The 23880-nt window shown below is 72.6% G+C and carries 18 protein-coding genes; 6 read left to right on the forward strand and 12 right to left on the reverse strand.

Going from position 1 to position 23880, the window contains the following annotated elements:
- Positions 1-32: 32 nt before the first annotated feature.
- The gene (locus AB0O91_RS21400) at positions 33-794 is read right to left on the reverse strand and encodes a TIGR03936 family radical SAM-associated protein (protein WP_363435519.1); all 762 of its coding nucleotides are present in this window, start codon (positions 792-794) and stop codon (positions 33-35) included.
- A 253-nt stretch (positions 795-1047) separates the two neighbouring features.
- The gene (locus AB0O91_RS21405) at positions 1048-2976 is read right to left on the reverse strand and encodes a TIGR03960 family B12-binding radical SAM protein (protein ID WP_363435521.1); all 1929 of its coding nucleotides are present in this window, start codon (positions 2974-2976) and stop codon (positions 1048-1050) included.
- A gap of 452 nt (positions 2977-3428) precedes the next feature.
- Between AB0O91_RS21405 and AB0O91_RS21410 the strand changes: the two genes are divergently transcribed.
- A complete protein-coding gene (locus AB0O91_RS21410) occupies positions 3429-4736 on the forward strand; it encodes a M14 family zinc carboxypeptidase (RefSeq protein ID WP_363435524.1) in 1308 nt (435 codons plus the stop codon).
- 115 nt (positions 4737-4851) lie between these two features.
- On the opposite strand, the gene rodA is transcribed toward AB0O91_RS21410, so the two are convergent.
- From rodA to AB0O91_RS21450, 8 genes are all read right to left on the reverse strand, one after another.
- Positions 4852-6051 (reverse strand): rod shape-determining protein RodA, encoded by a 1200-nt coding sequence (gene rodA / locus AB0O91_RS21415; RefSeq protein ID WP_363435526.1) that lies wholly within the window; start codon positions 6049-6051, stop codon positions 4852-4854.
- Positions 6048-8399 carry a penicillin-binding protein 2 gene (gene mrdA, locus AB0O91_RS21420; protein WP_363435529.1) on the reverse strand — a complete coding sequence of 784 codons (2352 nt, stop codon included), beginning with the start codon at positions 8397-8399 and terminating at the stop codon, positions 6048-6050. The genes rodA and mrdA overlap by 4 nt, the downstream gene beginning before the upstream one ends.
- Positions 8400-8499: 100 nt before the next feature.
- Positions 8500-9141 (reverse strand): rod shape-determining protein MreD, encoded by a 642-nt coding sequence (gene mreD / locus AB0O91_RS21425; RefSeq protein ID WP_363435532.1) that lies wholly within the window; start codon positions 9139-9141, stop codon positions 8500-8502.
- Between the two features lie 3 nt (positions 9142-9144).
- Positions 9145-10074: a rod shape-determining protein MreC gene (mreC, locus tag AB0O91_RS21430; protein ID WP_363435535.1), complete on the reverse strand. Its 930-nt coding sequence runs from the start codon at positions 10072-10074 to the stop codon at positions 9145-9147.
- A gap of 97 nt (positions 10075-10171) precedes the next feature.
- Positions 10172-11197: a rod shape-determining protein gene (locus AB0O91_RS21435; protein WP_030283777.1), complete on the reverse strand. Its 1026-nt coding sequence runs from the start codon at positions 11195-11197 to the stop codon at positions 10172-10174.
- A gap of 318 nt (positions 11198-11515) precedes the next feature.
- Positions 11516-11929 carry a nucleoside-diphosphate kinase gene (ndk, locus tag AB0O91_RS21440; RefSeq protein WP_350505447.1) on the reverse strand — a complete coding sequence of 138 codons (414 nt, stop codon included), beginning with the start codon at positions 11927-11929 and terminating at the stop codon, positions 11516-11518.
- An 88-nt stretch (positions 11930-12017) separates the two neighbouring features.
- Positions 12018-12362 carry a DUF4233 domain-containing protein gene (locus tag AB0O91_RS21445; RefSeq protein ID WP_363435538.1) on the reverse strand — a complete coding sequence of 115 codons (345 nt, stop codon included), beginning with the start codon at positions 12360-12362 and terminating at the stop codon, positions 12018-12020.
- A 1-nt stretch (position 12363) separates the two neighbouring features.
- On the reverse strand, positions 12364-13755 hold the full coding sequence (locus AB0O91_RS21450; RefSeq protein WP_363435541.1) for a folylpolyglutamate synthase/dihydrofolate synthase family protein: 1392 nt from the start codon (positions 13753-13755) through the stop codon (positions 12364-12366).
- Positions 13756-13997: 242 nt separating this feature from the next.
- On the opposite strand from AB0O91_RS21450, the gene AB0O91_RS21455 reads away from it, so the two are divergent.
- The 3 genes from AB0O91_RS21455 (at position 13998) to AB0O91_RS21465 (ending at position 18354) form a co-directional block, all read left to right on the forward strand.
- Positions 13998-15431, forward strand: a complete 1434-nt coding sequence (locus tag AB0O91_RS21455) for a glycosyltransferase family 2 protein (RefSeq protein ID WP_363435543.1) — start codon at positions 13998-14000, stop codon at positions 15429-15431.
- Positions 15432-15489: 58 nt separating this feature from the next.
- Positions 15490-16635: a UDP-N-acetylglucosamine 2-epimerase (non-hydrolyzing) gene (wecB, locus tag AB0O91_RS21460; RefSeq protein WP_363435546.1), complete on the forward strand. Its 1146-nt coding sequence runs from the start codon at positions 15490-15492 to the stop codon at positions 16633-16635.
- Between the two features lie 162 nt (positions 16636-16797).
- Positions 16798-18354 carry a glycosyl hydrolase family 18 protein gene (locus tag AB0O91_RS21465; RefSeq protein ID WP_363435549.1) on the forward strand — a complete coding sequence of 519 codons (1557 nt, stop codon included), beginning with the start codon at positions 16798-16800 and terminating at the stop codon, positions 18352-18354.
- A gap of 22 nt (positions 18355-18376) precedes the next feature.
- Here AB0O91_RS21465 and AB0O91_RS21470 read toward each other — a convergent pair whose 3' ends face one another.
- Both AB0O91_RS21470 and AB0O91_RS21475 read right to left on the reverse strand, forming a co-directional pair.
- On the reverse strand, positions 18377-18901 hold the full coding sequence (locus AB0O91_RS21470; RefSeq protein WP_363435552.1) for a hypothetical protein: 525 nt from the start codon (positions 18899-18901) through the stop codon (positions 18377-18379).
- 323 nt (positions 18902-19224) lie between these two features.
- A complete protein-coding gene (locus tag AB0O91_RS21475; protein WP_363435554.1) occupies positions 19225-21864 on the reverse strand; it encodes a valine--tRNA ligase in 2640 nt (879 codons plus the stop codon).
- A gap of 194 nt (positions 21865-22058) precedes the next feature.
- On the opposite strand from AB0O91_RS21475, the gene AB0O91_RS21480 reads away from it, so the two are divergent.
- Both AB0O91_RS21480 and AB0O91_RS21485 read left to right on the forward strand, forming a co-directional pair.
- Positions 22059-22925 (forward strand): hypothetical protein, encoded by an 867-nt coding sequence (locus AB0O91_RS21480; protein WP_363435557.1) that lies wholly within the window; start codon positions 22059-22061, stop codon positions 22923-22925.
- Positions 22926-23013: 88 nt separating this feature from the next.
- On the forward strand, positions 23014-23811 hold the full coding sequence (locus AB0O91_RS21485) for a hypothetical protein (RefSeq protein ID WP_363435560.1): 798 nt from the start codon (positions 23014-23016) through the stop codon (positions 23809-23811).
- Positions 23812-23880: the final 69 nt, after the last annotated feature.

Here is a 23880-nt window from a genome sequence, read left to right on the forward strand (position 1 = left end):
GACGCGGGAGCGCGCGGCCCGGCAGCCGTTTTTCAGCCGGCCGGGGCCGCGGCGCGGTCGAGCGCCAGCGGGTCGGTCACCGTGCCGGACTCCTCGTCGAGCGGCCCCTGCGCCAGCCTGGTCACCTCTGCGGGGACCGGCGGCGCCAGGTCGGCCGTCACACGGAGACCGGACAATACGTCGTCGGGTCGTACGGCGGGTGTGGCGTGTCGTACTACCAGCCGCAGTATCGCACAGGGACGGCCGGTCCGAACATCGCGGTCGGATCCGACCGCCGTGTCCGCACCGCCGTCGACCTGCGGCTCGACGGCCTCCAGCGCCGCCACCGCACCGCGCGCGTCGAAGACCCGCACGCCGTTCTTGGTCAGGCGCTCGACCTCGACCCGCTCCTCGGCGAGGAACCTGCGGACCGCCTCGACCGCCTCGACCGGCTCCACGCCGTCCAGGCGCAGCAGCCACTCGGAGGCCTCCAGGCGCTCCACGAAGTTCGACGTCCGCACCTCGACGGCGTCGATCACGTCCAGCCCCGCCGGCAGCGACCCGTCCAGCTGCGCCCGCAACTGCTCCGGGTCGCGCTCGGCGGCCAGGCCGATCTCCAGGTACTCCGCCTCGCTCGCCACCCCGGTCGGGGCCGCGTTGGCGTAGGACACCTTCGGGTGCGGGGTGAAGCCGGCCGAATAGGCCATCGGGACGGCGGACCGGCGCAGGGCGCGCTCGAAAGCACGCTGGAAGTCACGGTGGCTGGTGAAGCGGAGCCGGCCGCGCTTGGTGTAGCGGAGACGAATCCGCTGCACCGTCGGCGCGGGCGGCGGACCGTCGGGCGTACGGCGTGCCAGGGTCGCTCAGTCCTTAATCAGTTCTCCGTCCGGCGTGGCGCGAACCCGCCCCTGTCCGGACTCTGTCACCCCAAAGGGTACGCGCCCCGCCACACCCCTCGCTCCGCCCCTGCTCGGCCCCCGACGACCGACCCCCGCCCGGAACACTCCGGACGGGGGTCGGATGCGCGTGTCCGTCTGGCGGCGGACGCCGCGGTCGACGGTGCGCCGCCTACTTGTTGACGACCGTCAACGGCAGCATCTTCTTCCCGGTGGGCCCGATCTGGATCTTGGTGTCCATCTGCGGGCACACGCCGCAGTCGAAGCACGGCGTCCAGCGGCAGTCGTCGACCTCGACCTCCTCCAGGGCGTCCTGCCAGTCCTCCCACAGCCAGTCCTTGTCGAGGCCGCTGTCCAGGTGGTCCCAGGGCAGCACCTCCTCGTAGGAGCGCTCGCGGGTGGTGTACCAGTCGACGTCCACGCCGGTGCCGGCCAGGCCCTTGTCCGCGCAGGCCATCCAGCGGTCGTAGGAGAAGTACTCGCGCCAGCCGTCGAAGCGGCCGCCGTCCTCGTAGACGGCGCGGATGACCGCGCCGATCCGGCGGTCGCCGCGGGAGAGCAGGCCCTCGACGATGCCCGGCTTGCCGTCGTGGTAGCGGTAGCCGATGTTCTTGCCGTACTTGCGGTCGCCGCGGATGGAGTCGCGCAGCTTGGCCAGCCGGGCGTCGGTGGCCTCGGCGGACAGCTGCGGGGCCCACTGGAACGGGGTGTGCGGCTTGGGCACGAACCCGCCGATGGAGACGGTGCAGCGGATGTCGTTCTGGCCGGTGACCTCGCGGCCCTTCTGGATGACGTTCTTCGCCATCTCGCCGATCTGGAGCACGTCCTCGTCGGTCTCGGTGGGCAGGCCGCACATGAAGTACAGCTTCACCTGGCGCCAGCCGTTGCCGTACGCGGTGGCGACGGTGCGGATCAGGTCCTCCTCCGACACCATCTTGTTGATCACCTTGCGCATCCGCTCGCTGCCGCCCTCGGGGGCGAAGGTGAGCCCGGAGCGGCGCCCGTTGCGGGACAGCTCGTTGGCGAGGTCGATGTTGAAGGCGTCGACGCGGGTGGACGGCAGCGACAGGCCGATCTTGTCCTCGGTGTAGCGGTCCGCCAGGCCCTTGGCGATGTCGCCGATCTCGGTGTGGTCGGCGCTGGACAGCGACAGCAGCCCGACCTCCTCGAAACCGGTCGCCTTGAGCCCGCGCTCGACCATCTCGCCGATGCCGGTGATGCTTCGCTCCCGCACGGGGCGCGTGATCATGCCGGCCTGGCAGAAGCGGCAGCCGCGGGTGCAGCCGCGGAAGATCTCCACGGACATCCGCTCGTGCACCGTCTCGGCGAGCGGGACGAGCGGCTGCTTGGGGTAGGGCCACTCGTCGAGGTCCATCACGGTGTGCTTGGACACCCGCCACGGCACGCCCGGGGCGTTCGGCACCACACGGGCGATCCGGCCGTCGGCCAGGTACTCCACGTCGTAGAACCTGGGCACGTAGAACCCGCCGGTGCGCGCCAGGCGCAGCAGCAGTTCGTCGCGCCCGCCCGGGCGGCCCTCGGCCTTCCAGGCCCGGATGATCTCGGTCATGTCGAGGACGGCCTGCTCGCCGTCGCCGATCACCGCGCAGTCCAGGAAGTCCGCGATCGGCTCCGGGTTGAAGGCCGCGTGGCCGCCGGCCAGGACGATCGGGTCGTCCTCGGTGCGGTCCTTGGCCTCCAGCGGGATGCCGGCCAGGTCGAGCGCGGTCAGCATGTTGGTGTAGCCGAGCTCGGTGGAGAACGACAGGCCGAACACGTCGAAGGCCTTGACCGGGCGGTGGGCGTCCACGGTGAACTGCGGGACGTCGTGCTCGCGCATCAGCGCCTCGAGGTCCGGCCAGACGCTGTAGGTGCGCTCGGCCAGCACGCCCTCGCGCTCGTTCAGCACCTCGTACAGGATCATGACGCCCTGGTTCGGCAGGCCGACCTCGTAGGCGTCGGGGTACATCAGCGCCCAACGGACGTCGCAGGCGTCCCAGTCCTTGACGGTCGAGTTGAGCTCGCCGCCGACGTACTGGATCGGCTTCTGGACGTGCGGGAGGAGAGCCTCCAGGCGTGGGAAGACCGATTCGACAGTCATGGAGAAGGAACCCTTACGACGTGGTTCGGTGCCGAGGTGCGACACGGGAGGGATGACCCTCAAGGGTAGCCCAATCCGGGGTACGCCCGGTCCGGGCGACCGGTGCCCGCCCGCGCGCTCCGGGGCGTTCCGCCCCCGTGGGTGACCGCCCCGGCACGCGCGGTGCGCGCCCGCCGGCCGGGCCAGTCCGCCGTTGACACGCCCGGACGGCCCGTGCGGTACTGGCAGGGCCTTGCCCAGGGCCCTGCACCCCTTCCGGATACGGGAGTTGGGTCGTACGCTCGGCCAACGCCGATCCCCCGGCGGCCCGCTCGTCCCGGCACGACCTCCCCCGTCCCCGCGCGGCCCCCTCCCCAGGCCCCGCAGAGCCCGTCCCCGGCCCGCAAGGCCGCGTCCGGCGGCGCGGCCCACCCCGCGCCCCGGCGGCCGTGCGACCGGTCGCAAGGAGAACCATGACCGACACCGGTCGGCGGGTCCGGCCCCTGGCCCTGCGGCCCCCCGACGCCCGGCCGGCCCGCTACCCGACCCCGGCGCAGGCCGAGTCCGCGGCCCGCCGGCTCGCCCTGCGCCACCCGGACCGCTGCCGGCTGCGCGAGGTGGGCCGTTCCCGGGCCGGACGCCCGCTGCTGCTGCTCTCGGTGGACCGCGGGCCGCGCGCCGCGCTGGTGGTCGGCGGCCCGCACCCGAACGAGCCGATCGGCACCGCCGCCGCCGTCCGGCTGGCCGAGGTGCTGCTGGAGCGGCCGGCCCGGCCCGGGCTGTCCTGGCACCTGCTGCTCTGCCTCGACCCGGACGGCGCCGCGCTCAACGCGGGCTGGCTGGACGGCCCGCTCACCATGCGGCGGCACTACGAGCACTTCTTCCGCCCGGCCTTCGAGGAGCAGCCCGAACTGCTGCCCGCCCCCGGCTCCGGCCGTCCGCCGATGCCGGAGAGCCTGGCGCTCACCGGGCTGATCGACGAACTGCGCCCCTTCCTGCAGTGCTCGCTGCACGGGGTGGACTTCGGCGGCGCCTTCGTCCAGCTGACCGGCCCGGTGCCCGGCCTGGCCGAGCGCTTCGCCCGCTCCGCCGACCGGGCCGGCATCCCGCTGGACGTGGACTCCTACGACGCGGTCGGCTGGAACAGCCCCGCGCCCGGCACCTACCTGATGCCGGCGCCGGGCAGCCCCGGCACCTCCCGGGCGCTGCCGGACGAGCCCGAGCTGTCCACCTGGTCGTACCCGGCCCGCTACGGCGCGGTGACCGCCGTCCTGGAGGTCCCGATGTGGGCCGTGGACGCGGTCGGCGACGCCCGCACCCACCCGGCCGGGCTGCGGGCCGTCGGCGCGGCCGCCCGCGACCTCACCGCCCGGGCCCAGGAGCTCACCGCGCTGCTCGCCCGGGTCCCGGCGCAGGCCCGGGAGGCGCACGGGCCGCTGCTGCGCACCGCCGAGTTCAACCTGTCGGTGGCCCCGCGGATGGCCGACGAGTGGCTGGAGCTGTGGTGCCCCGGGCCGCTGAGCGCCGCCCGGGCGACCACGGCCGGGCTGGTCGCCGCCCGGCTGCCGCTGCGGGTCGCCTCGATCCTGCTGCGGCTGCTCGCCGACGTCCGCGGCCCGGCCGCCGAGGCCGCCCGCGAGCGGGCCCGCGCCGTGGTGGCGGACAGCCTGGACCGGCTGCGGCACCGTTTCGGCGCCCGCTGGGTGCCGGTGCAGGAGCAGCTGGCGCACCAGACCCGGGCGGTCCTCGGCGCCGCGGACTGCCTGCTCCAGGCGGTCTGACCGCACCGGCGCGCGGCGGGACGACGGCGGAAGGGCCGGCCCGGGGAGATCCCGGACCGGCCCTTCCGCGCGAGGCCGACGACTCGGGCCGCCGCCCGCCCCGGCCGCCTACCGCTCAGGCCGCTATCGGCCGCTGACTGCGCACCGCCTGGAGCAGCCCGATGCCGATCCAGACCGCGAACATCGACGAGCCGCCGTAGGAGACGAAGGGCAGCGGGATGCCCGCGACGGGCATGATGCCCAGGCACATCCCTATGTTCTCGAAGGCCTGGAAGGAGAACCAGGCGATCACCCCGGCCGCCACGATCGTGCCGTACAGGTCGGTCGCCTGGCGGGCGATCCGGCAGGCCCGCCAGAGGATCACGCCGACCAGCGCGATGATCGCCAGCGCCCCGACGAAGCCCAACTCCTCGCCGGCCACGGTGAACACGAAGTCGGTCTGCTGCTCCGGCACGAACTGCCCGACGGTCTGCGTCCCGTGGAACAGCCCCTTGCCGGTGAGCCCGCCCGAGCCGATCGCGATCCGGGCCTGGGCGGTGTTGTAGCCGACGCCGTTGGGGTCGAGCTGGGGGTTGGCGAAGGCGGCGAAGCGGTCGATCTGGTACTGGCTGAGCAGCCCGAGCTTCCAGATCGCGATGCTCCCGCCGACGCCGGCCGCCAGGATGCCGAGCACCCAGCGGTTGGCGGCGCCGGAGCCGAGCAGGATGCCCAGCACGATCGCGGACATCACCATGACCGACCCGGCGTCCGGCATCAGCAGCACCAGGCCCATCGGCAGGCAGGCCCAGAGCAGGCCCCGGAACACCGCGCGGTGCGAGGGGAACTCGCGCTCCCCCGCGTCCACCTGGTCCGAGAGCACGACCGCCATCGACAGCACGATGGCGATCTTCGCGAACTCGGCGGGCTGGACGGAGAAGCCGCCGCCGAGCTGGATCCACGAGTGGGCGCCGTTGACGGTCGAGCCGAGCGGGCTGAGCGTCGCCAGCAGCAGCAGGAGCACCCCGACGTAGACGAAGGGCACCAGGGTGCGGACCCGCCGTGCTCCTATCGCTATCACCACGGCGCACAGCACCAGGCCGATCACGAAGTTCGTCAGGTGCCGGTAGAGGAAGTACTGCGGGTCCCCGTGGGTGAGGTTGTCGCGCCCGCGGGTGGCCGACCAGACCAGCAGCGAGCTGCCGAGCGAGAGGGCCAGCCCGGCCAGCAGCAGTATCCAGTCCAGCCGCCAGATCGGGGAGTCCTTGGCGAGGGCCTTGGAGACCCCGCTGCGCTGGGGGCTGAGCCGCAGCTGCCGGTACGAGCCGTAGGAGGTCATGCCCGTCCCCTTCCCGGGCGGTTCGGTTCGAGCGCGGCGTCGACCGCGGTGTACGGCGCCGGGTGGTCGGCCGGGGGCGCCGGGTCCAGGAAGGCCGTCGCCGGCCCGCCGCCGCCCTGGAGGTACGCGGGCGCCGACAGCGCCTGTGCCGAGGCGGCGTCCAGCAGCGCCGGCGCCACGGCCGCGGGGCCCTGCACCGGAGCCGAGGCCGCGGGGCCCTGCGCCGGGGCGGTGCCGTAGGAGGCCGGCTTGATGATCGCAGTGCCGTCCGGGTTGAACTTCGGCAGGTCGCCCTGCGGCGCGGGCAGCAGCGCCTTGCTGTTGTCGATGTTGCCCTTGTCGTCCACGCCGTACAGCGCCTGGTAGATCCGGCGGACGGCGTCGCCGGAGCCGCCGGAGCCGGTGCCGCCCTGGCTGATCGTCATGACGACGGCGTAGTCCTTGCTGTACGTGGTCAGCCAGGAGGTGGTCTGCTTGCCCTCGACCTCGGCGGTGCCGGTCTTGGCGTGCAGCTCGATCTTGTTCTGCGGCCAGCCGGCCTGGGCGAACTTCCAGGAGGCGGTGCCGCTGGTGATGACGCCCGCGGTGGCCTGGTCGATGTAGCTGAGCAGCTTGTCGCTGCCGGGGAACTTGGCGTCCTCGTGCGGGGCGATCTCGCGGACGAGATCCCCGCTCGGGCTTATCACGGCCTTGGCGATGGTCGGCCGGTAGAAGGTGCCGCCGTTGGCCAGCGCCGAGTAGATCCGGGCCATCTGGACCGGGGTGACGAGGGTGTCGCCCTGGCCGATCGCGAAGTTGACGGCGTCACCGGCGCGCATCTGGTAGCCGTCGACGCAGTTCTCCTTGGCGATCTGGTCCGAGAAGCTGGTGCCGCCCTTCTGCGCCTGCGCGCACCAGGCGTCCTTGTTGTTGTCGTAGAAGGACTGCTTCCACTGCCGGTCCGGCACCCGGCCGGGGACCTCGGCCGGCAGGTCGATGCCGGTCTTGGCGCCGAGGCCGAACTGGTGGGCGGTCTTGAAGAAGAAGTCGCCCGGGTCCTTCTTCGGCTTGATGCCGCCGTCCTTCATCCACTGGTCGTACGCCAGGCCGTAGAAGACGGTGTCGCAGGAGACCTCCAGCGCCTTCTCCAGGGAGATGGAGCCGAAGTTCTCGCTCTCGAAGTTCTTGAACTCGCGGCCGCCGATGGTCAGGCTCTTGGGGCACGGGTAGGTGCCGTCCAGCGAGTAGCCGGCCTCGACGGCGGCGGTGGTGGAGACGACCTTGAAGGTCGAGCCGGGGGCGGACTGACCCTGTATGGCCCGGTTGAGCAGCGGGAAGTTGGAGTCCTTGCTGGTCAGCGACTGGTAGTCCTTGCCGCTGATGCCGCCGACCCACAGGTTGGGGTCGTAGGTCGGGGCGCTGGCCATCGCGACGATCCGCCCGGTGTGCACGTCCATCACGACGGCGGCGCCGGAGTCGGCCTCGTAGTTGCGGTTGGTGACCTTGTCGAAGGTCTTCCGGGCGTCGGCCATGGCCTGCGCCAGGTTGTCCTCGGTGACCTTCTGGACCCGGGCGTCGATGCTGGTGACCAGGTTGTCGCCGGTCTGCGGGGCGACCGTCCCGGCGGTGCCGATGACCCGGCCGAGGTTGTCCACCTCCAGCTTGGTGATGCCGGCGGTGCCGCGCAGGTCCCGGTCGTACACCGACTCCAGGCCGGCCCGGCCGATCTGGTCGGCCGGCAGGTAGCGGTCCAGGCCGCTCTTGTCGGCGGTCTTGCTGACCTCGTCGTCGGTGACCGGCGAGAGGTAGCCGAGCACCTGGGCCAGGTTGGCGCCCTCGGCGCCGGTGTAGCGGCGGACGGCGGTCGGCTGCGCGGTGACCCCGGGGAAGTCCTCGCGGCGTTCCATTATCTGCATCGCCTGCTGGGTGGTCGCCTCCTTGGTGACCGGGATCGGCTGGTAGGGAGAACCGTTCCAGCAGGGCTGCTGGGTCTTGGCGTCGCAGAGCCGGACCTTCTCCTGCACGTCCTTGGCGGGCATCCCGAGGACGTCGGCCAGCCGGCCCAGCACGCCTTTGCCGCCGTCCTTCTGCTGGAGCAGCGACGTGCGGCTGACGGAGACCACCAGCCGGGCCTCGTTGCCGGCCAGGATCCGCCCGGAGGCGTCCAGGATCTCGCCGCGGACGGCCGGTTCGACCACCTCGCGGATGTGGTTGCCGGTCGCCTTGGCGGTGTACTCCTTGGCGCTGCGGATCTGCAGGTACCAGAGCCGTCCGCCGAGGGTGGCGAGCAGCGACAGCACCAGGATCTGCAGCACCACCAGACGGATCGTCACCCGCCGGGTACGGCCGGTCTCGGGGATGTTGCTCACGTCTCGTGCGCTCCAGGGGTGCGGAAGGGTCAGGAGGTCCGGGACCGGACGGGCCGGTGGCCGCGGCCGACGGGCCGCGCCCGACGGCTGCGGGCGTCGGCTACGGGCGCCGCGCGAAGCCCGGCATGCGCCGCTTCTTGTACGACGGGCCGCTGGAGGCCTCGCGCGTGGTGCGGTAGCGGGCCAGCGAGCCCAGCCCCGGGCCGCCCTCGTCGTCGTCGCTGGCGGCGGCCACCGGGTCGCGCCCGAAGCGGCGGCCGAGCAGCATCACCAGCGGCACCACGAACGGGGCCAGCAGCAGGTCGTAGAGCAGCGCGCTGATCACCAGGCCGCCGAGGCCGACGTGCCGGGCCGCGGTGTCGCCGACCAGGGCGCCGACCGTCGCGTACAGCAGGGTGGAGGCGATCGCGGCGGCGCCGACCACCAGCAGCGCGCTGGAGACGGAGCGCTGGCGCCCGTGGTCGGGGCGCAGCAGCCCGGCGGCGTAGCCCATCAGGCAGAGCACCAGCGCGTAGCGGCCGATCGCGTGGTCGGAGGGCGGGGCGAGGTCGGCGAGCAGGCCGGCCGAGAAGCCGACCAGGCAGCCGCCGGTCGGCCCGTAGACCATGGCCAGGCCGACCACGACGAGCAGCAGTATGTCCGGGGTGGCTCCCGGGAGCTGGAGCCGGCCGAAGACGCTGACCTGGAGGATCAGGCCGAGCAGGATCAGTGCGGCGGAGACGGGGATGCGGGCGAGGCGCATGGCTCAGTTCCCCCCAGTGGGCTTGGCGGGCGGGGCGGCGGGCGCGGTCGGGGCCTGGCCCTGCCCCGGGGTGGGGGCGGGCGGCAGGACGGCGTCGCGCGGGTCGGTGCGCGGCGGCACGACCACCACGCCGACCAGGTCCAGCCGGGTGAACTGGACGAAGGGCTCGACCAGGACGGTCTTGGTCAGCTGGCCCGCGTTGGCCTGGACCTCGGTGACCTTGCCGACCGGGACGCCGGGCACGAACGGGCGGCCGCTCTGCGAGCCGAAGGTGACCAGCCGGTCGCCGGCCTTGACCTGGGCCTTGCCGTTGAGCAGGGAGACCTTCATCGGGCTGTCGCCGCCGCCGGAGGCGAAGCCGATCTCGCCGCTGCCCTCCAGCCGGGTGCCGGCCGAGAAGCCGGGGTCGGAGGCGAGCAGCACGGTGGCGGTGGTGGGGGCGACGGTGGTGATCCGGCCGACCAGGCCCTGGCCGTTGATGACCGTCATGTCGCGGGTGAGGCCGTCGTCGCTGCCGGCGTCGATGGTGATGGTCCAGGAGAAGCCCTGGGCCGGGCCGATCGCGATGACCTGGGCGGCCTTGACGGTGTATCCGCCGGCCCCGGCGGTGCGCAGCAGGTCGTCCAGCTGCTTGGTGCGGCCGGTGGCCATGTCGGAGGAGGCGAGCTTCTGCCGCAGTTCGGTGTTCTCGCGGGCGAGTTGGTCGCTGCGGCCGCTGTCGGTGGCGGCGTCGCGGAAGGCGCGGACGGTGTCCGCGACCGGGTCCACGATGGTGGCCGCGCCGCGTTCGACCGGGCCGAGGGCGCTGGCCGCCGCGTGCCGGGCCGGGCCGAGCGGGGAGTCCTCCCCGCCCTTGATGTCCACGGTGATGAGCGCGAAGGCGACGGCCACCAGCAGGATGAGCAGCAGCCGACTCTCTCGTGTGTCCCTCACGATGCTGGTACTGCCCCTTCGTACCTGGCGGCCGCCCGGGGCTGTGGGGCCCGGGCGGCGGCCCGTTCAGTTGAGTGTCGGATGTGTCGTCGTGGTGCTAACGGCGCGGCGAAGCGTCCAGCACCTGCTGGAGCGCCTCGAACTCCTCGACGCACTTGCCGGAGCCGAGCGCGACGGAGTCGAGCGGGTTCTCGGCGATGTGGATCGGCATGCCGGTCTCGCGGCGCAGCCGTTCGTCCAGGCCGCGGAGCAGCGCCCCGCCGCCGGTGAGCACGATGCCGCGGTCCATGACGTCGCCGGCCAGCTCGGGCGGGCACTGGTCGAGGGTGGTCTTGACCGCGTCGATGATCGAGTTGACCGGCTCGTCGATGGCGGCGCGGACCTCGGCGGCGGAGATGACCACGGTCTTGGGCAGGCCGCTGACCAGGTCGCGGCCGCGGATCTCGGCGTGCTCGTCCTTCTCCCCCTCCAGGCCGTAGGCGCTGCCGATGCTCATCTTGATCTGCTCGGCGCTGCGCTCACCGAGGAGGAGCGAGTACTCCTTCTTGATGTGCTGGACGATCGCGTTGTCCAGCTCGTCGCCGGCCACCCGGATGGACTGGGCGGTGACGATGCCGCCGAGGGAGATCACGGCGACCTCGGTGGTGCCGCCGCCGATGTCGACGACCATGTTGCCGGTGGCCTCGTGGACGGGCAGTCCGGCGCCGATCGCGGCGGCCATCGGCTCCTCGATGATGTGCACCTGGCGCGCGCCGGCCTGCGAGGAGGCCTCGATGACGGCGCGGCGCTCGACGCCGGTGATGCCGGAGGGGACGCAGACCACGACCCGGGGGCGGGCGAGGTAGCGGCGGCGGTGGATCTTGAGGATGAAGTAGCGCAGCATCCGCTCGGTGATCTCGAAGTCGGCGATCACGCCGTCCTTGAGCGGGCGGATGGCGACGATGTTGCCGGGCGTGCGCCCGATCATCTTCTTGGCCTCGGCGCCGACCGCCAGGATGCCGCCGGTGTTGGTGTTGACCGCGACGACGGACGGCTCGTTGAGGACGATCCCCTTGCCCCTGACGTACACCAGCGTGTTGGCTGTTCCGAGGTCGATCGCCAAGTCGCGGCCGATGAACGACAGGTTGCTCGCCATGGGGTGTGGGTGCCTTCCCGGGCTCGGAGTTCTTGGGGGGTGGACGGATGCGCGCCCACGCGTGGGCGGAGACCAGCTGAGCTGCCTGACCGGGCCCTTGAGTCGCGTCCATCGTAGTCACGCCGCACGGCACGGACATCGACGCGGGGCATACCGTCCATTGTCCGGAGCGTGATCGCTTCTCCGAGGATTGGGACGCCGTGTCGGCGTCCTCAGTTCCCTATTTCACGATAAGAATGCCCCGGCCGGGCCAATGGTCCCGACCGGGGCGGCACGAACGTCCTGTCGGGCGTGTCGCCCGACGGGTCAGGCGTTCGCGGGGAAGAAGATCTTGATCTCGCGCTCGGCGGACTCCGGGGAGTCGGAGGCGTGGATCAGGTTCTCGCGGGTGATGGTCGCGTAGTCGCCGCGGATGGTGCCGGAGCCGGCCTCCAGCGGGTTGGTGGCGCCGGCCAGCATCCGGATGCCCTTCACGACCTCCTCGCCCTCGACGATCATCGCGATCGACGGGCCGGAGGTCATGAACTCCAGCAGCGGCTCGTAGAACGGGCGGCCGACGTGCTCGGCGTAGTGCGTCTCCAGGGTCTCCCGGTCGAAGGTGCGCAGCTCGACGGCGGTCAGCTGCCAGCCGGCCTTGCGCTCGATGCGGCTGATGATCTCGCCCGCCAGGCCGCGGCGGACGGCGTCGGGCTTGAGCAGGACGAGAGTGCGCTGGGACACGGTGCGTCTCCTGGGGATTTGGTGCGGCATGCGGTATGGGGCAGAGGTTACCTTGCGTGAACGACCGGTCGGTTCCGCAGGCCCGCGGTCAGACGGCCTGCGCCTCGGCGGCGGCGCGGGCGGCCTTGAACTCGTCCACCTTGCGGCCGTAGTGCACCGAGCACCACCACAGGCCGGCGAAGACCACACCGAGGCCGAACATGGTCGGCAGCACGAAGCCGCTGGCGATCAGGCCGATCTGCAGGGCCCAGCCGATCTGCACCGCCCCGGGGCGGTTGATCATGCCGCAGAGCGCGATGCAGAGCGCCATCGCGATGCCGCTGACGATCCACACCGTGGCCGTCGAGACGCTGGAGAGCTGCATCGCGACCAGCGCGGCGAAGAGCACCAGCAGGGCCTCGCCGATCAGCGTCGAGGCACAGAGCGTCCTCATGTCACTTCCTCCCGAGCAGCAGGCGGGCCTCGCCCACCGTGATGACCGAACCGGTGACCAGCACCCCGGCGCCGCCGAGGTCGCCCTCCTCCTCGGCCAGGGTGACGGCGGCGGCGATGGCGTCGTCGAGCCGGGGCTCGACCTGGACCCGGTCGTCGCCGAAGACCTCGACGGCGAGGGCCGCGAGCGCGTCCACGTCCATCGCGCGGTGGGTGGAGTTCCGGGTGATGACGACCTCGGCCAGGATCGGCTCGAAGGCCTCCAGCACGCCGGCCACGTCCTTGTCCCCGGAGGTGCCGATCACGCCGACCAGGCGGGTGAAGCCGAAGGACTCGGTGATCGCGGCGACGGTGGCCCGGGCGCCGTGCGGGTTGTGCGCGGCGTCCAGGATGATCGTGGGGCTGCGGCGGACGACCTCCAGGCGGCCCGGCGAGGAGACGCCGGAGAAGGCCTGGCGGATCTTGTCCACGTCGAGCTGCCCGCCGCGGGCGCCGCCGACGCCGAAGAAGGCCTCGACCGCGGCCAGGGCGAGTGCCGCGTTGTGCGCCTGGTACTCGCCGTGCAGCGGGATGAAGACGTCCTCGTACTCCTCGCCGCCGAGGCCGCGCAGCGTCACCAGCTGGCCGCCGACGGCGAGCTCCCGGCGGATCACGCCGAACTCCATGCCCTCGCGGGCGACCGTGGCGTCCACCTCGACGGCCCGGCGCAGGATGACCTCGGCGGCGTCCAGCTGCTGCTGGGCGACCACGGCGACGGCGCCGGACTTGATGATCCCGGACTTCTCGACCGCGATCTCGCCGGTGGTGTCGCCGAGCTTGTCGGTGTGGTCGAGGCCGATCGGGGTGATCACGGCGACGGCGGAGTCGATGACGTTGGTGGCGTCCCAGGAGCCGCCCATGCCGACCTCGACCACCGCGACGTCCACCGGGGCGTCGGCGAAGGCGGCGTAGGCCATGCCGGTGAGCACCTCGAAGAAGGACATCGGGACGGGCTGCGCGGCGTCGACCATCTGCACGTAGGGCTCGATGTCGCGGTAGACCTCGACGAAGCGCTCGGGGCTGATCGGGGCGCCGTCCAGGCTGATCCGCTCGGTGACGCTCTCCACGTGCGGGCTGGTGTAGCGCCCGGTGCGCAGCTCGAAGGCGTTGAGCAGCTGCTCGATCATCCGGGCGGTGGAGGTCTTGCCGTTGGTGCCGGTGATGTGGATGGACGGGAAGGCCCGCTGGGGCTGGCCCAGGATGTCCATCAGCGCCTCGATCCGGTCGAGCGAGGGCTCCAGTTTGTTCTCCGGCCAGCGCTTGGAGAGTTCGAGCTCGACGTCGCGCAGGGCGTCGCCGCTCTCGCCGTCGGCGGGGCGGAGGGTGTACGGGTTCGGGTCGGCCTTGTCGCTCACGACCACAGTCTACGGAGCGTCGGCGGTCCGTCCTCACGGGGTGACGGCGGGGGTGGCGGCGGCGTGGCGGCGGAGCGGCCGCCGGGGCGGTGGCCGAGGTGAGAACGACCACTTTGCCCGTACTTTGCCATGATCATCTAGTTTCCTCCCTTTACTATCTTTTTGGCGATTTGAACCGCAATGGAGCATCGATTCGCAACCACGAGGAGCCGCGAACCTTTGATCACAAGGAGCACTGCGCCATGCCCGACGCCCTGCACGACTGGATCGTGCTCCGCCAGGACGCCGTCGTCTGGTTCGCCGGACTGATCTCCCTGGCGCTCGTCGGCTACATGGCCTTCGTCTTCGGACGCTTCCTCGTGTACTGGGCCGGCTCCCGCCACGCCTTCAAGCACGGCCGCCCCGCCCACCCCGGCGACCCCGCCGCCTTCCAGTGGCACCTGGTCATCCCCTGCCGCGACGAGGAGGCCGTGGTCACCCAGACCCTGGACGGCCTGCGGGCCGGCGCGCCCGAGGCCCACCTCTGGGTGATCGACGACGACAGCGAGGACGCCACCCGCGAGCTGGTGCTCGCCGCCGCGGCCCGCGACCCGCGGATCCACCTCGTCCAGCGCCGCCGCCCGCACGCCCGGATCGGCAAGGGCGCCGCGCTCAACGCCGCCTACCGGGAGATCTCCGCCCGGCTGCCCGAGGGCACCGACCGCTCCCGGGTGGTGATCGGCGTGGTCGACGCCGACGGGCAGCTCGACCCGGGCACCCTCGGCCAGGTCTGCAACCCCAAGGCCCTCGGCCGCCCCGACACCGGCGCCGTGCAGATCGGCGTCCGGATGCGCAACGCCGACGACGAACGCCCGCTGCCCGGTCGCGGCCGCACCGCCAACGCCCTCGCCCGCGCCCTGGTCCGGATGCAGGACGTCGAGTTCCAGGCCAACAACGCCGGCATGCAGCTGCTGCGCCGCCGCACCGGCAGCGTCGGCCTCGGCGGCAACGGCCAGTTCGTCCGGCTGACCGCCCTCGACTCGCTCACCGCCGAGGAGGGCCGGGCCGGCCGCCCCTGGCCCGAACGCGCCCTGCTGGAGGACTACGAGTCCGGCCTCGACCTGCGGCTGGCCGGCTGGCGGCTCACCCACGTCACCGAGACCAGCGTCTCCCAGGAGGGTCTGATCTCGCTGCGCCGCTTCCTCACCCAGCGCACCCGCTGGGCCCAGGGCAACATGCAGTGCCTGCGCTACACCGGCCGGATCCTGCGCTCCCCGCACTACACGCCGGCCGGCAAGGCCGAGGTGCTGTACACCTTCCTCCAGCCCGTGGTCTGCGTGCTGCTGGTGCTGCTCCTCCCGCTCTCGCTCGCCATCACCACCGCCGGGCTGGTGCTCTTCCCCGCCGAGACCGCCGAGTTCCAGCTCCGCTGGGGCCCGTGGATGCTGCTGGCCTTCGCGCTCGCCACGCTGCCGATGGTGTTCTGGGGCTTCGCCTACCGCACGGCCGTCCACCCCGACCGCAGCCGGCTCACCGGGCTGCTCTGGGGCGTCCTGGTCTGGCTGTACGCCTACCACCTCTTCGTGGTCGCCGTCCGGGCCGCCGTCCGGCTGCTGCTCGGCCGCAACGGCTGGGCCAAGACCCGGCGCAACGCCGAGAAGGTCGCCGTCGGCGCCCCCACCGCGCTCGAGTCCTGAGCCGCCCCACCGCGCCCCGCACCTCCCCCACCCGCCGCCGCCCCACCGGAGCCTCCCCATGAGCATGTGCCTGCCCCCGAACAGCGTCGCCGTCGTCCTCGGCACCCGCCCCGAGCTGGTCAAGCTCGCCCCGCTGATCCACGAGCTCGGCGACGCCACCCGCCTGGTCCACACCGGCCAGCACTGGGACGAGGCGATGTCCGGCCGCTTCCTGCGCGACCTCGACCTGCCGGAGCCCGAACTGCTCACCGGCGTCGGCGGCCGCCCCCGGGCCGGCCAGATCGCCCAATCCCTCGGCCAGCTGGACGCCGCCTTCGCCCAGGACCGCCCCGCCGCCGTCGTCGTCCAGGGCGACACCAACGCCACCCTCGCCGGGGCGCTGGCCGCCAACGCCCGGGAGATCCCGCTGGTGCACGTCGAGGCCGGGCTGCGCAGCTACGACCGGGCGATGCCCGAGGAGCACAACCGGGTGATGGTCGACCACGTCGCCGACCTGCTCTGCGCCGCCACCGAGGACAACGTCGCCAACCTGCGGGCCGAGTCCCTCGACGGCGGGCGGATCGAGCTCACCGGCAACACCGTCGTCGAGGTGGTCCGCCGTCAGCTGCCGGACGAGGCCACCCGCGCCGCACTGCTCGCCGCGCACGGGCTGCGCCCGGACGCCTACGTGCTGGCCACCGTGCACCGCCCGGAGAACACCGACACCGCCGAGGCGCTCGGCGCGGTGCTGGCCGAGCTGGACCGGATCGCCCGGGCCGGCACCCCGGTGCTGTTCCCGATGCACCCGCGCACCCGGGCCGCCGTCGAGCGCTTCGGGCTGGACGCCCTGCTGGAGCGGCTCGCCGTCACCGAGCCGGTCGGCTACGGCGACTTCCTGGGCCTGGCGAGCCACGCCGCGCTGCTGGTCTCCGACTCCGGCGGCGTGCAGGAGGAGTGCACCGTGCTCGGCCGCCCGCTGCTGGTGGTGCGCCGCTCCACCGAGCGCCCGGAGGCGGTGGACGCCGGCTTCGCCGCGCTGGTGCGGCCCGGCGAGGAACTGGGCGGGCAGGCCCGCGCCTGGCTGTCCGACACCCCCGAGCGGCTGGCCCGGCTGGCCGCCACCCCGAGCCCGTACGGCGACGGCCTGGCCTCGGCCCGGATCGCCGGACTGACCGCCGAACTGGCCGGGCACAGCCCCGCCACAGCGCTGCCGCAGGCCGCGTAGGTCCTCTTGACAGCCGGATTGGTCTACTCCACCTTGTGAGGCAAGTCCCCTTTCCCACCAGGGACTTGAGTTGTCGGTAGCTCCCGCACACGCACCATCGACACCCCGGACGGCACCGCCCCCACCCAGTGCCGCCGGGCCTCCCCCACTGGAGCTGGAGTCATGCCACCTGTCCGACCGCGGCGCCCGCGCGCCGTCCACCCCCTGCTCGCCGGAGTGAGCGCCGTCGTGCTCGGCCTCGGCGGGCTCGCCGTGGCCGACGGCACCGGCGCGCACGCCGCCGACACCGACCTGATCACCAACGGAGGCTTCGAGACCGGGAACCTGTCCGGCTGGACCTGTGCGAACGGGACGGTCCAGAGCGCCACCGTGCACTCCGGCCGGTACGCCCTGCAGTCCACCCCCGCCGGCTCCGACACCGGCGAGTGCTCCCAGACCGTCGCCGTCCTGCCGTCCTCCACGTACACCCTGACCTCCTGGGTCCAGGGCTCGTACGTCTACCTGGGCGCCCGCGGCACCGGCGGCACCGACCCGAGCACCTGGACCCCGGGCGGCACCGGCTGGAGCCAGTTGAGCACCGGCTTCACCACCGGCGCGAACACCACCAGCGTCACCGTCTACCTGCACGGCTGGTACGGGCAGCCGGCCTTCCTCGCCGACGACGTCTCCCTGCTCGGCCCGGGCGGGTCCCAGCCCTCGCAGAGCCCCACCGGCCCGGCGTCCCCGAGCCCCAGCGCGACGGCCACCGACACCGGCAGCCCCTCGCCCAGCGGCACCGGCAGTTCCTCCCCCACCGGCACGGCGACCCCGACCAGACCGCCCGGCCTGCCCAAGCACGTCCTCACCGGCTACTGGCAGGACTTCGACAACGGCGCCACCCCGCAGCGGATCAGCGACGTCCCGGCCGCCTACGACATCATCGCGGTCTCCTTCGCCGACGCCACCGCCACCCGCGGCGGGCTCGGCTTCACCCTCGACCCCGCGCTCTCCGCCAAGCTCGGCGGCTACACCGACGCCCAGTTCAAGGCCGACATCGCGGCCAAACGGGCGGCCGGCAAACGCGTGGTGCTCTCGATCGGCGGCCAGAACGGCACGGTCTGGGTGGGCGACTCCGCCTCCGCCGCCGCCTTCACCGACTCCGCCTGGGCACTGATGCAGAGTTACGGCTTCGACGGGATCGACATCGACCTGGAGAACGGCGTCAGCTCGACCTACCTGGCGCAGGCGCTGCACTCCCTCGCGGCGAAGGCGGGCAGCGGGTTCACCCTCACCATGGCGCCGCAGACCATCGACATGCAGTCGACCGGGATGGAGTACTTCAAGCTGGCGCTGAACGTGCAGGACATCCTGACCATCGTCAACATGCAGTACTACAACTCCGGTGCGATGAACGGCTGCGACGGCAACGTCTACTCCCAGGGCACCGAGAACTTCCTCACCGCGCTGGCCTGCATCCAGCTCAAGGGCGGGCTGCGGCCCGACCAGGTGGGCCTCGGGGTGCCGGCCTCCACCAGCGCCGCGGGCGGCGGCTACATCGACCCGGGCACCGTGGACAACGCGCTGGACTGCCTGGCCACCGGGACCAACTGCGGCAGCTACAAGCCGGACACCACCTGGCCCGGCATCGGCGGGGCGATGACCTGGTCCACCAACTGGGACGCCGGGGCGGGCGGTCCGGTCGCCGGCACCATCGGCGCCCATCTGCACGCGATGAACTGAGCGGGCCGCCCGAGCCGGGGCGTCAGACCCCGGCCCGGGCCTCCGGGACGTGCACCGCGCCGCCGTGCCGGCGGCGCAACTCGGCGGTGATCTCGGCCAGTTCGCCCTCGGGCAGCAGCGGCAGCATCATCGCGACGCCCTGCAGCAGCCCGCCGAGCAGGTAGGTGGTGTCCGCCGTCGCGGCGACCAGGCCGCGCACCTCGGCCACCCGGCCGTCCGCGACCGCCTCGATCAGCTGGGCCGCGCTCGCGGTCTCCTCGTCCACCTGGACCGCGGCGGTGTCGTCCGGGGCCCGCCGGGCCATCGCCCGCAGCACCCGGTCGCCGACCTCGGGGGCGTAGGCCTTGCGGACGGCCTCGGCGGCGATCCAGGTGAGCAGGGTGGCCACCTCCCGCTCGGCGTTCTCCGCCAGCAGCAGGTCCAGCTCGTGGTCGAAAGCGAGCTGGTTCCCGTGCCGGAAGGCGAGCAGCAGCGTCGCCGCCCTGGCCTTGGCCTCCTCGACCGCCTCGGCAGGCAGTTCCTGGGCCAACTCCTCGGTCACCACCACGCCATGCCCTCCCGTCCGTCGCTCAGCAGGAACGCTCAGCAGAAACACCTTCGGAAACTCCGTGCACACCGTACACATCCGACCTGGAAACTTCCGCGAACGCGCGCGGGCAAGACCGGAATCAATTCGCTCCGAATAGGACCTCACCCGGTCCAGGATGAATATTCGCCGGAAGGGAGCAATGTTGCTGCGCTATTAGGCGTAGCGGCTGGCGTATTAGCCGCAGAGACCGAGCGCCGGAACCGGCGCGCGGCGATCCGGAAAAAGCCGAGGGGCCGCACCCCGCGCGTCGCGGAGTGCGGCCCCTCCGGGCCGGTGCGGGCTCAGCCCTGCGGCAGCGCCGCGAGCTGGGCGGTGATCCGGGCGATGTCGGCCTCGGCGGCCTCCTGACGGCCCCGGATCTTGGCGACCACCTCGTCCGGCGCCTTGGCCAGGAAGGCCTCGTTGCCGAGCTTGGCGGTGGTCTGGGACTTCTCCTTCTCGGCGGCCGCGAGGTCCTTGGCGAGGCGCTTGCGCTCCGCCGCGACGTCGATGGTGCCGGAGAGGTCCAGCGCGACGGTGGCGCCGGCCACCGGCAGCGAGGCGGTGGCCGCGAAGCCCTCGCCGGGCGCGGTCAGCCACAGCAGCGAGCGGATCGCGTCCTCGTGCGCGACCAGCGCGGTACCGCCCAGCTCCAGGACGGCCGGGACGCGCTGGCGGTCCTGCAGACCCTGGTCGATGCGGAACCGGCGGACCTCGGTGACCACCTGCTGCACCGTGGCGACCTCGGCCTCGGCCCCGGCGTCGCGGAAGCCGCTGTCCTTCGGCCACTCGGCGACGACCAGCGACTCGGCGCCGGTGAGCCGGGTCCACAGGGTCTCGGTGACGAACGGGACCACCGGGTGCAGCAGCCGGAGGGTGACGTCCAGGACCTCGCCCAGCACCCGGCGCGAGGCGTCCGCCTGCGGGCCGCCCTTGGCCAGGGTGGTCTTGGAGAGCTCGACGTACCAGTCGAAGACCTCGTCCCAGGCGAAGTGGAACAGCGCGTCCGAGACCTTGGCGAACTCGTAGCCGTCGTACAGCGCGTCCACCTCGGCGACGGTGGCGTTCAGCCGCGACAGGATCCAGCGGTCGGCCGCGGTCAGCTCCTCCGGCGCGGGCAGCGGGCCCTCGACGGTGGCGCCGTTCATCAGCGCGAAGCGGGTCGCGTTCCAGATCTTGTTGCAGAAGTTGCGCGAGCCCTTGACCCAGTCCTCGCCGATCGGCACGTCGGCGCCCGGGTTGGCGCCGCGGGCCAGGGTGAAGCGGACGGCGTCGGCGCCGTAGGCGTCCATCCAGTCCAGCGGGTCCACGGCGGTGCCGGAGGACTTCGACATCTTCTTGCCGAACTCGTCACGCACCAGACCGGTCAGCGCGACGGTCTTGAACGGCGCCTCGCCGTCCATCGCGTACAGGCCGAACATCATCATCCGGGCGACCCAGAAGAAGATGATGTCGTGGCCCGTGACCAGGACGTCGGTCGGGTAGAACTTCTCCAGGTCGGCCGTCTTCTCCGGCCAGCCCAGCGTGGAGAACGGCCACAGGCCGGAGGAGAACCAGGTGTCCAGGACGTCCGGGTCCTGCACCCAGCCCTCGCCGGTCGGCGGCTGCTCGTCGGGGCCGACGCAGACGACCTGGCCCTCGGGGCCGTACCAGACCGGGATCCGGTGGCCCCACCAGAGCTGGCGCGAGATGCACCAGTCGTACATGTTGTCGACCCAGTCGAAGTAGCGGCGCTCCAGCGACTTCGGGTGGATCTCGACCTTGCCGTCCCGGACGGCGTCGCCGGCGGCCTTGGCCAGCGGCTCGACCTTGACCCACCACTGCAGCGACAGCCGCGGCTCGACCACCGTGTGGCAGCGCGAGCAGTGGCCGACGGCGTGCATGTACGGACGCTTCTCGGCGACGATCCGGCCCTGCTCGCGCAGCGCGCCGACGACGGCCGAGCGGGCCTCCATCCGGTCCAGGCCGAGGAACGGGCCGTGCACGGTGATCGCGCCGCGCTCGTCCATCACCGTCAGGTTCGGCAGGTCGTGACGCTGGCCGATGGCGAAGTCGTTCGGGTCGTGCGCGGGCGTCACCTTGACGGCGCCGGTGCCGAACTCCGGGTCGACGTGCTCGTCCGCGACGACCGGGATCTCCCGGTCGGTCAGCGGCAGCTTGATGGTCCGGCCGACCAGGTGCCGGTACCGCTCGTCGTCCGGGTGGACGGCCACGGCGGTGTCGCCCAGCATCGTCTCGGCCCGGGTGGTGGCGACGACGATGGAGTCCTCGCCGTCCCCGTAGCGGATCGAGACCAGCTCGCCCGGGGTGTCCTCGTGCTCCACCTCGATGTCGGACAGCGCGGTGAGGCAGCGCGGGCACCAGTTGATGATGCGCTCGGCGCGGTAGATCAGGCCGTCGTCGAACAGCCGCTTGAAGATGGTCTGGACGGCCTGCGACAGGCCCTCGTCCATGGTGAAGCGCTCGCGCGACCAGTCCACGCCGTCGCCGAGGCGGCGCATCTGGCCCAGGATGCGGCCGCCGTAGCTCTTCTTCCAGTCCCAGACCTTCTCGACGAAGGCCTCCCGGCCCAGGTCGTGCCGGGACAGCCCGGCCTCGGCGAGCTGCTGCTCGACCTTGTTCTGGGTGGCGATGCCGGCGTGGTCCATGCCGGGCAGCCAGAGCGTCTCGAAGCCCTGCATGCGCTTGCGGCGGGTCAGCGCGTCCATCAGCGTGTGCTGGAACGCGTGGCCCAGGTGCAGCACGCCGGTGACGTTCGGCGGGGGGATGACGATCGTGTACGCGGGCTTGTCGCTCTTCGCGTCCGCGGTGAAGTAACCACGCTCCACCCAGCGCTCGTACAGCTCGCCCTCTACGTCCGCGGGGGTGTAGGTCGTCGGGAGGGTTGCCGCATCGTCCCCGGCAAAGGTGCTCACGGGGCGCTGGTTCGTCGTGTCGGTCACGACGCACAGTTTACGTAACCGCGGGCGCTGGTTACGAACCGCTTTCGGTCCGCGGGCCCGGCCCCTCCGGGCCCTCCCGGTGTGGGTGCCGTGCGGTAGCGTGCCCGGGCACTCGTCCAGGTGACCGGACGTGCACGGAGAACTACCCACACCAGAGGAACGGCCGCGGGTGCGGCGGGGGAGCACGAGGACAGATGTACGGCCAGGGACAGCAGTACCCGCAAGGACAGCCGCCCTACGGGGGCCAGCCGTACGGCGGCCCGCCGCCGCAGCAGCCGCCCCACGGCGCCCCCCAGCAGCCGTACGGGTACCCGCCCCAGCAGCCGTACGGCGCGCCGCAGCCCCCGTACGGCCCGCCCGGCTACCCCCCGCAGGCCCCGTACGGCCAGCCGGGCTACCCCCCGCAGGCCCCGTACGGCCAGCCGGGCTACCCTCCACCCCCGCGCAAGGGCCGGGGCGGCCTGGTGGCCGGCCTGGTGATCGGCGCCCTGGTGCTCGGCGGCGGCGGTTTCGCCGCCTGGAAGTTCCTCGGCTCCGACGGCGACCCGGGCGGCACGTACAAGATCTCCACCCCGCAGACCCTCCCGGACGGCTACGTCCAGAAGACGGCCAAGGAGGAGGCGGTCGACCCCGCCAAGGCGGACGCCAAGGAGGCCGTCAAGTACGGCAGCGACCTCACCGTCGTGGTCGCCAACTACACCAAGGGCGGCGACCCGCTGGACGCCGTGACGGTGGCCGGCCTGTACGGGACGCTCAACAGCCCCGACCGGATCATCGAGGACTCCAGGACCGGCGGCAGCAGCCTCACCTGGACCACCCCGCTGACCGACTTCCCCGCCCAGGACGGCCACAGCTCCTCCGCCCGGCTCGCCTGCGGCGTCTACTCACTGCTGGGCGGCAAGAGCCAGTCCACGGTCTGCATCTGGGCCGACCGGTCGACCTACGCCCGGGTGACCTTCCTCAAGGGCGGCCTCACCGGCACCGGCGGCAGCGCCCTCACCCCGGCCCAGGCGGCCGAGCGGACCCGCGCCGTCCGCGACGCCATGAAGGTCGCCAAGTAGTCCGGGCAGCGGCCCGGAACCCCCACACCGCACCCCACCGCCGGAGCCCCCGGCGGCATTTCCGCGTGACGTCCAGAAAGGGCCTCGCATGTCCGATCAGAACCCGTACGGGCCTCCGCAGCCCGGCTACCCGGCGACCCCGCCGCCGGCCGACCCCGGCTACGGCGGCGTCCCGCCGCAGGCCCCGCCGCCCGGCTACCCCGCGCCCGGCGCGCCGGCGGCCGGCGGCTACCCGGGGTACGCGGAGGCGGCGCCCGGGTACGGCGGGTACCCGCCGGTGCCGCCGCCGCGCAAGTCCCGCAAGACGCTCTGGATCGTGCTGGGGACCATCGCCGCCGTCGTGGTGCTCGGCGGCGGCACGCTCGCCTACTTCATCTGGGACAAGGCGAGCAGCGCGGGCACCCAGAAGATCGTCCTGCCGGCCACCTTCAAGGACCTCAGCCGCAACGACGACAGCGAGGTCACCTCCGCCATGGAGAAGGCGATGACCGACAGCCTCGGTCAGGGCGACGGCAACTGGAAGCCGACCGGCGTGGCCGGCATGTACCAGAACGCCCAGTCCGAGCCGCAGATACTCGTCGCCGGGGCCTACGGCAAGGTCCTGCTGCCCAAGCAGGAGCTGGACCAGGCCTTCAACGGCGTCGGCGGCAAGGGCGGCGCGACCGTCACCGACCGCCGCACGGTGGACGCCGGCCCCAAGGGCGGCACCATGGAGTGCGGCGTGATGACCGAGACCGACAGCAAGGTCGGCATGTGCGCCTGGGCCGACAACAGCAGCCTGGTCATCGTGATGCAGATGCCGTCCGACGCCGGCGGCCAGCCCGACCTCGACAAGATCGCCGCCGACACCCGCGACCTGCGCGCGGTGGCCGAGGTCGCCAAGTAAGGCCCACCCCGTACACGGCCCGTACGCGCAGGGGCCCCGCACCGGATCCGGTGCGGGGCCCCTGCGCGT

It is taken from the genome of Kitasatospora sp. NPDC089797 (assembly GCF_040684795.1).
GTDB lineage: Bacteria > Actinomycetota > Actinomycetes > Streptomycetales > Streptomycetaceae > Kitasatospora.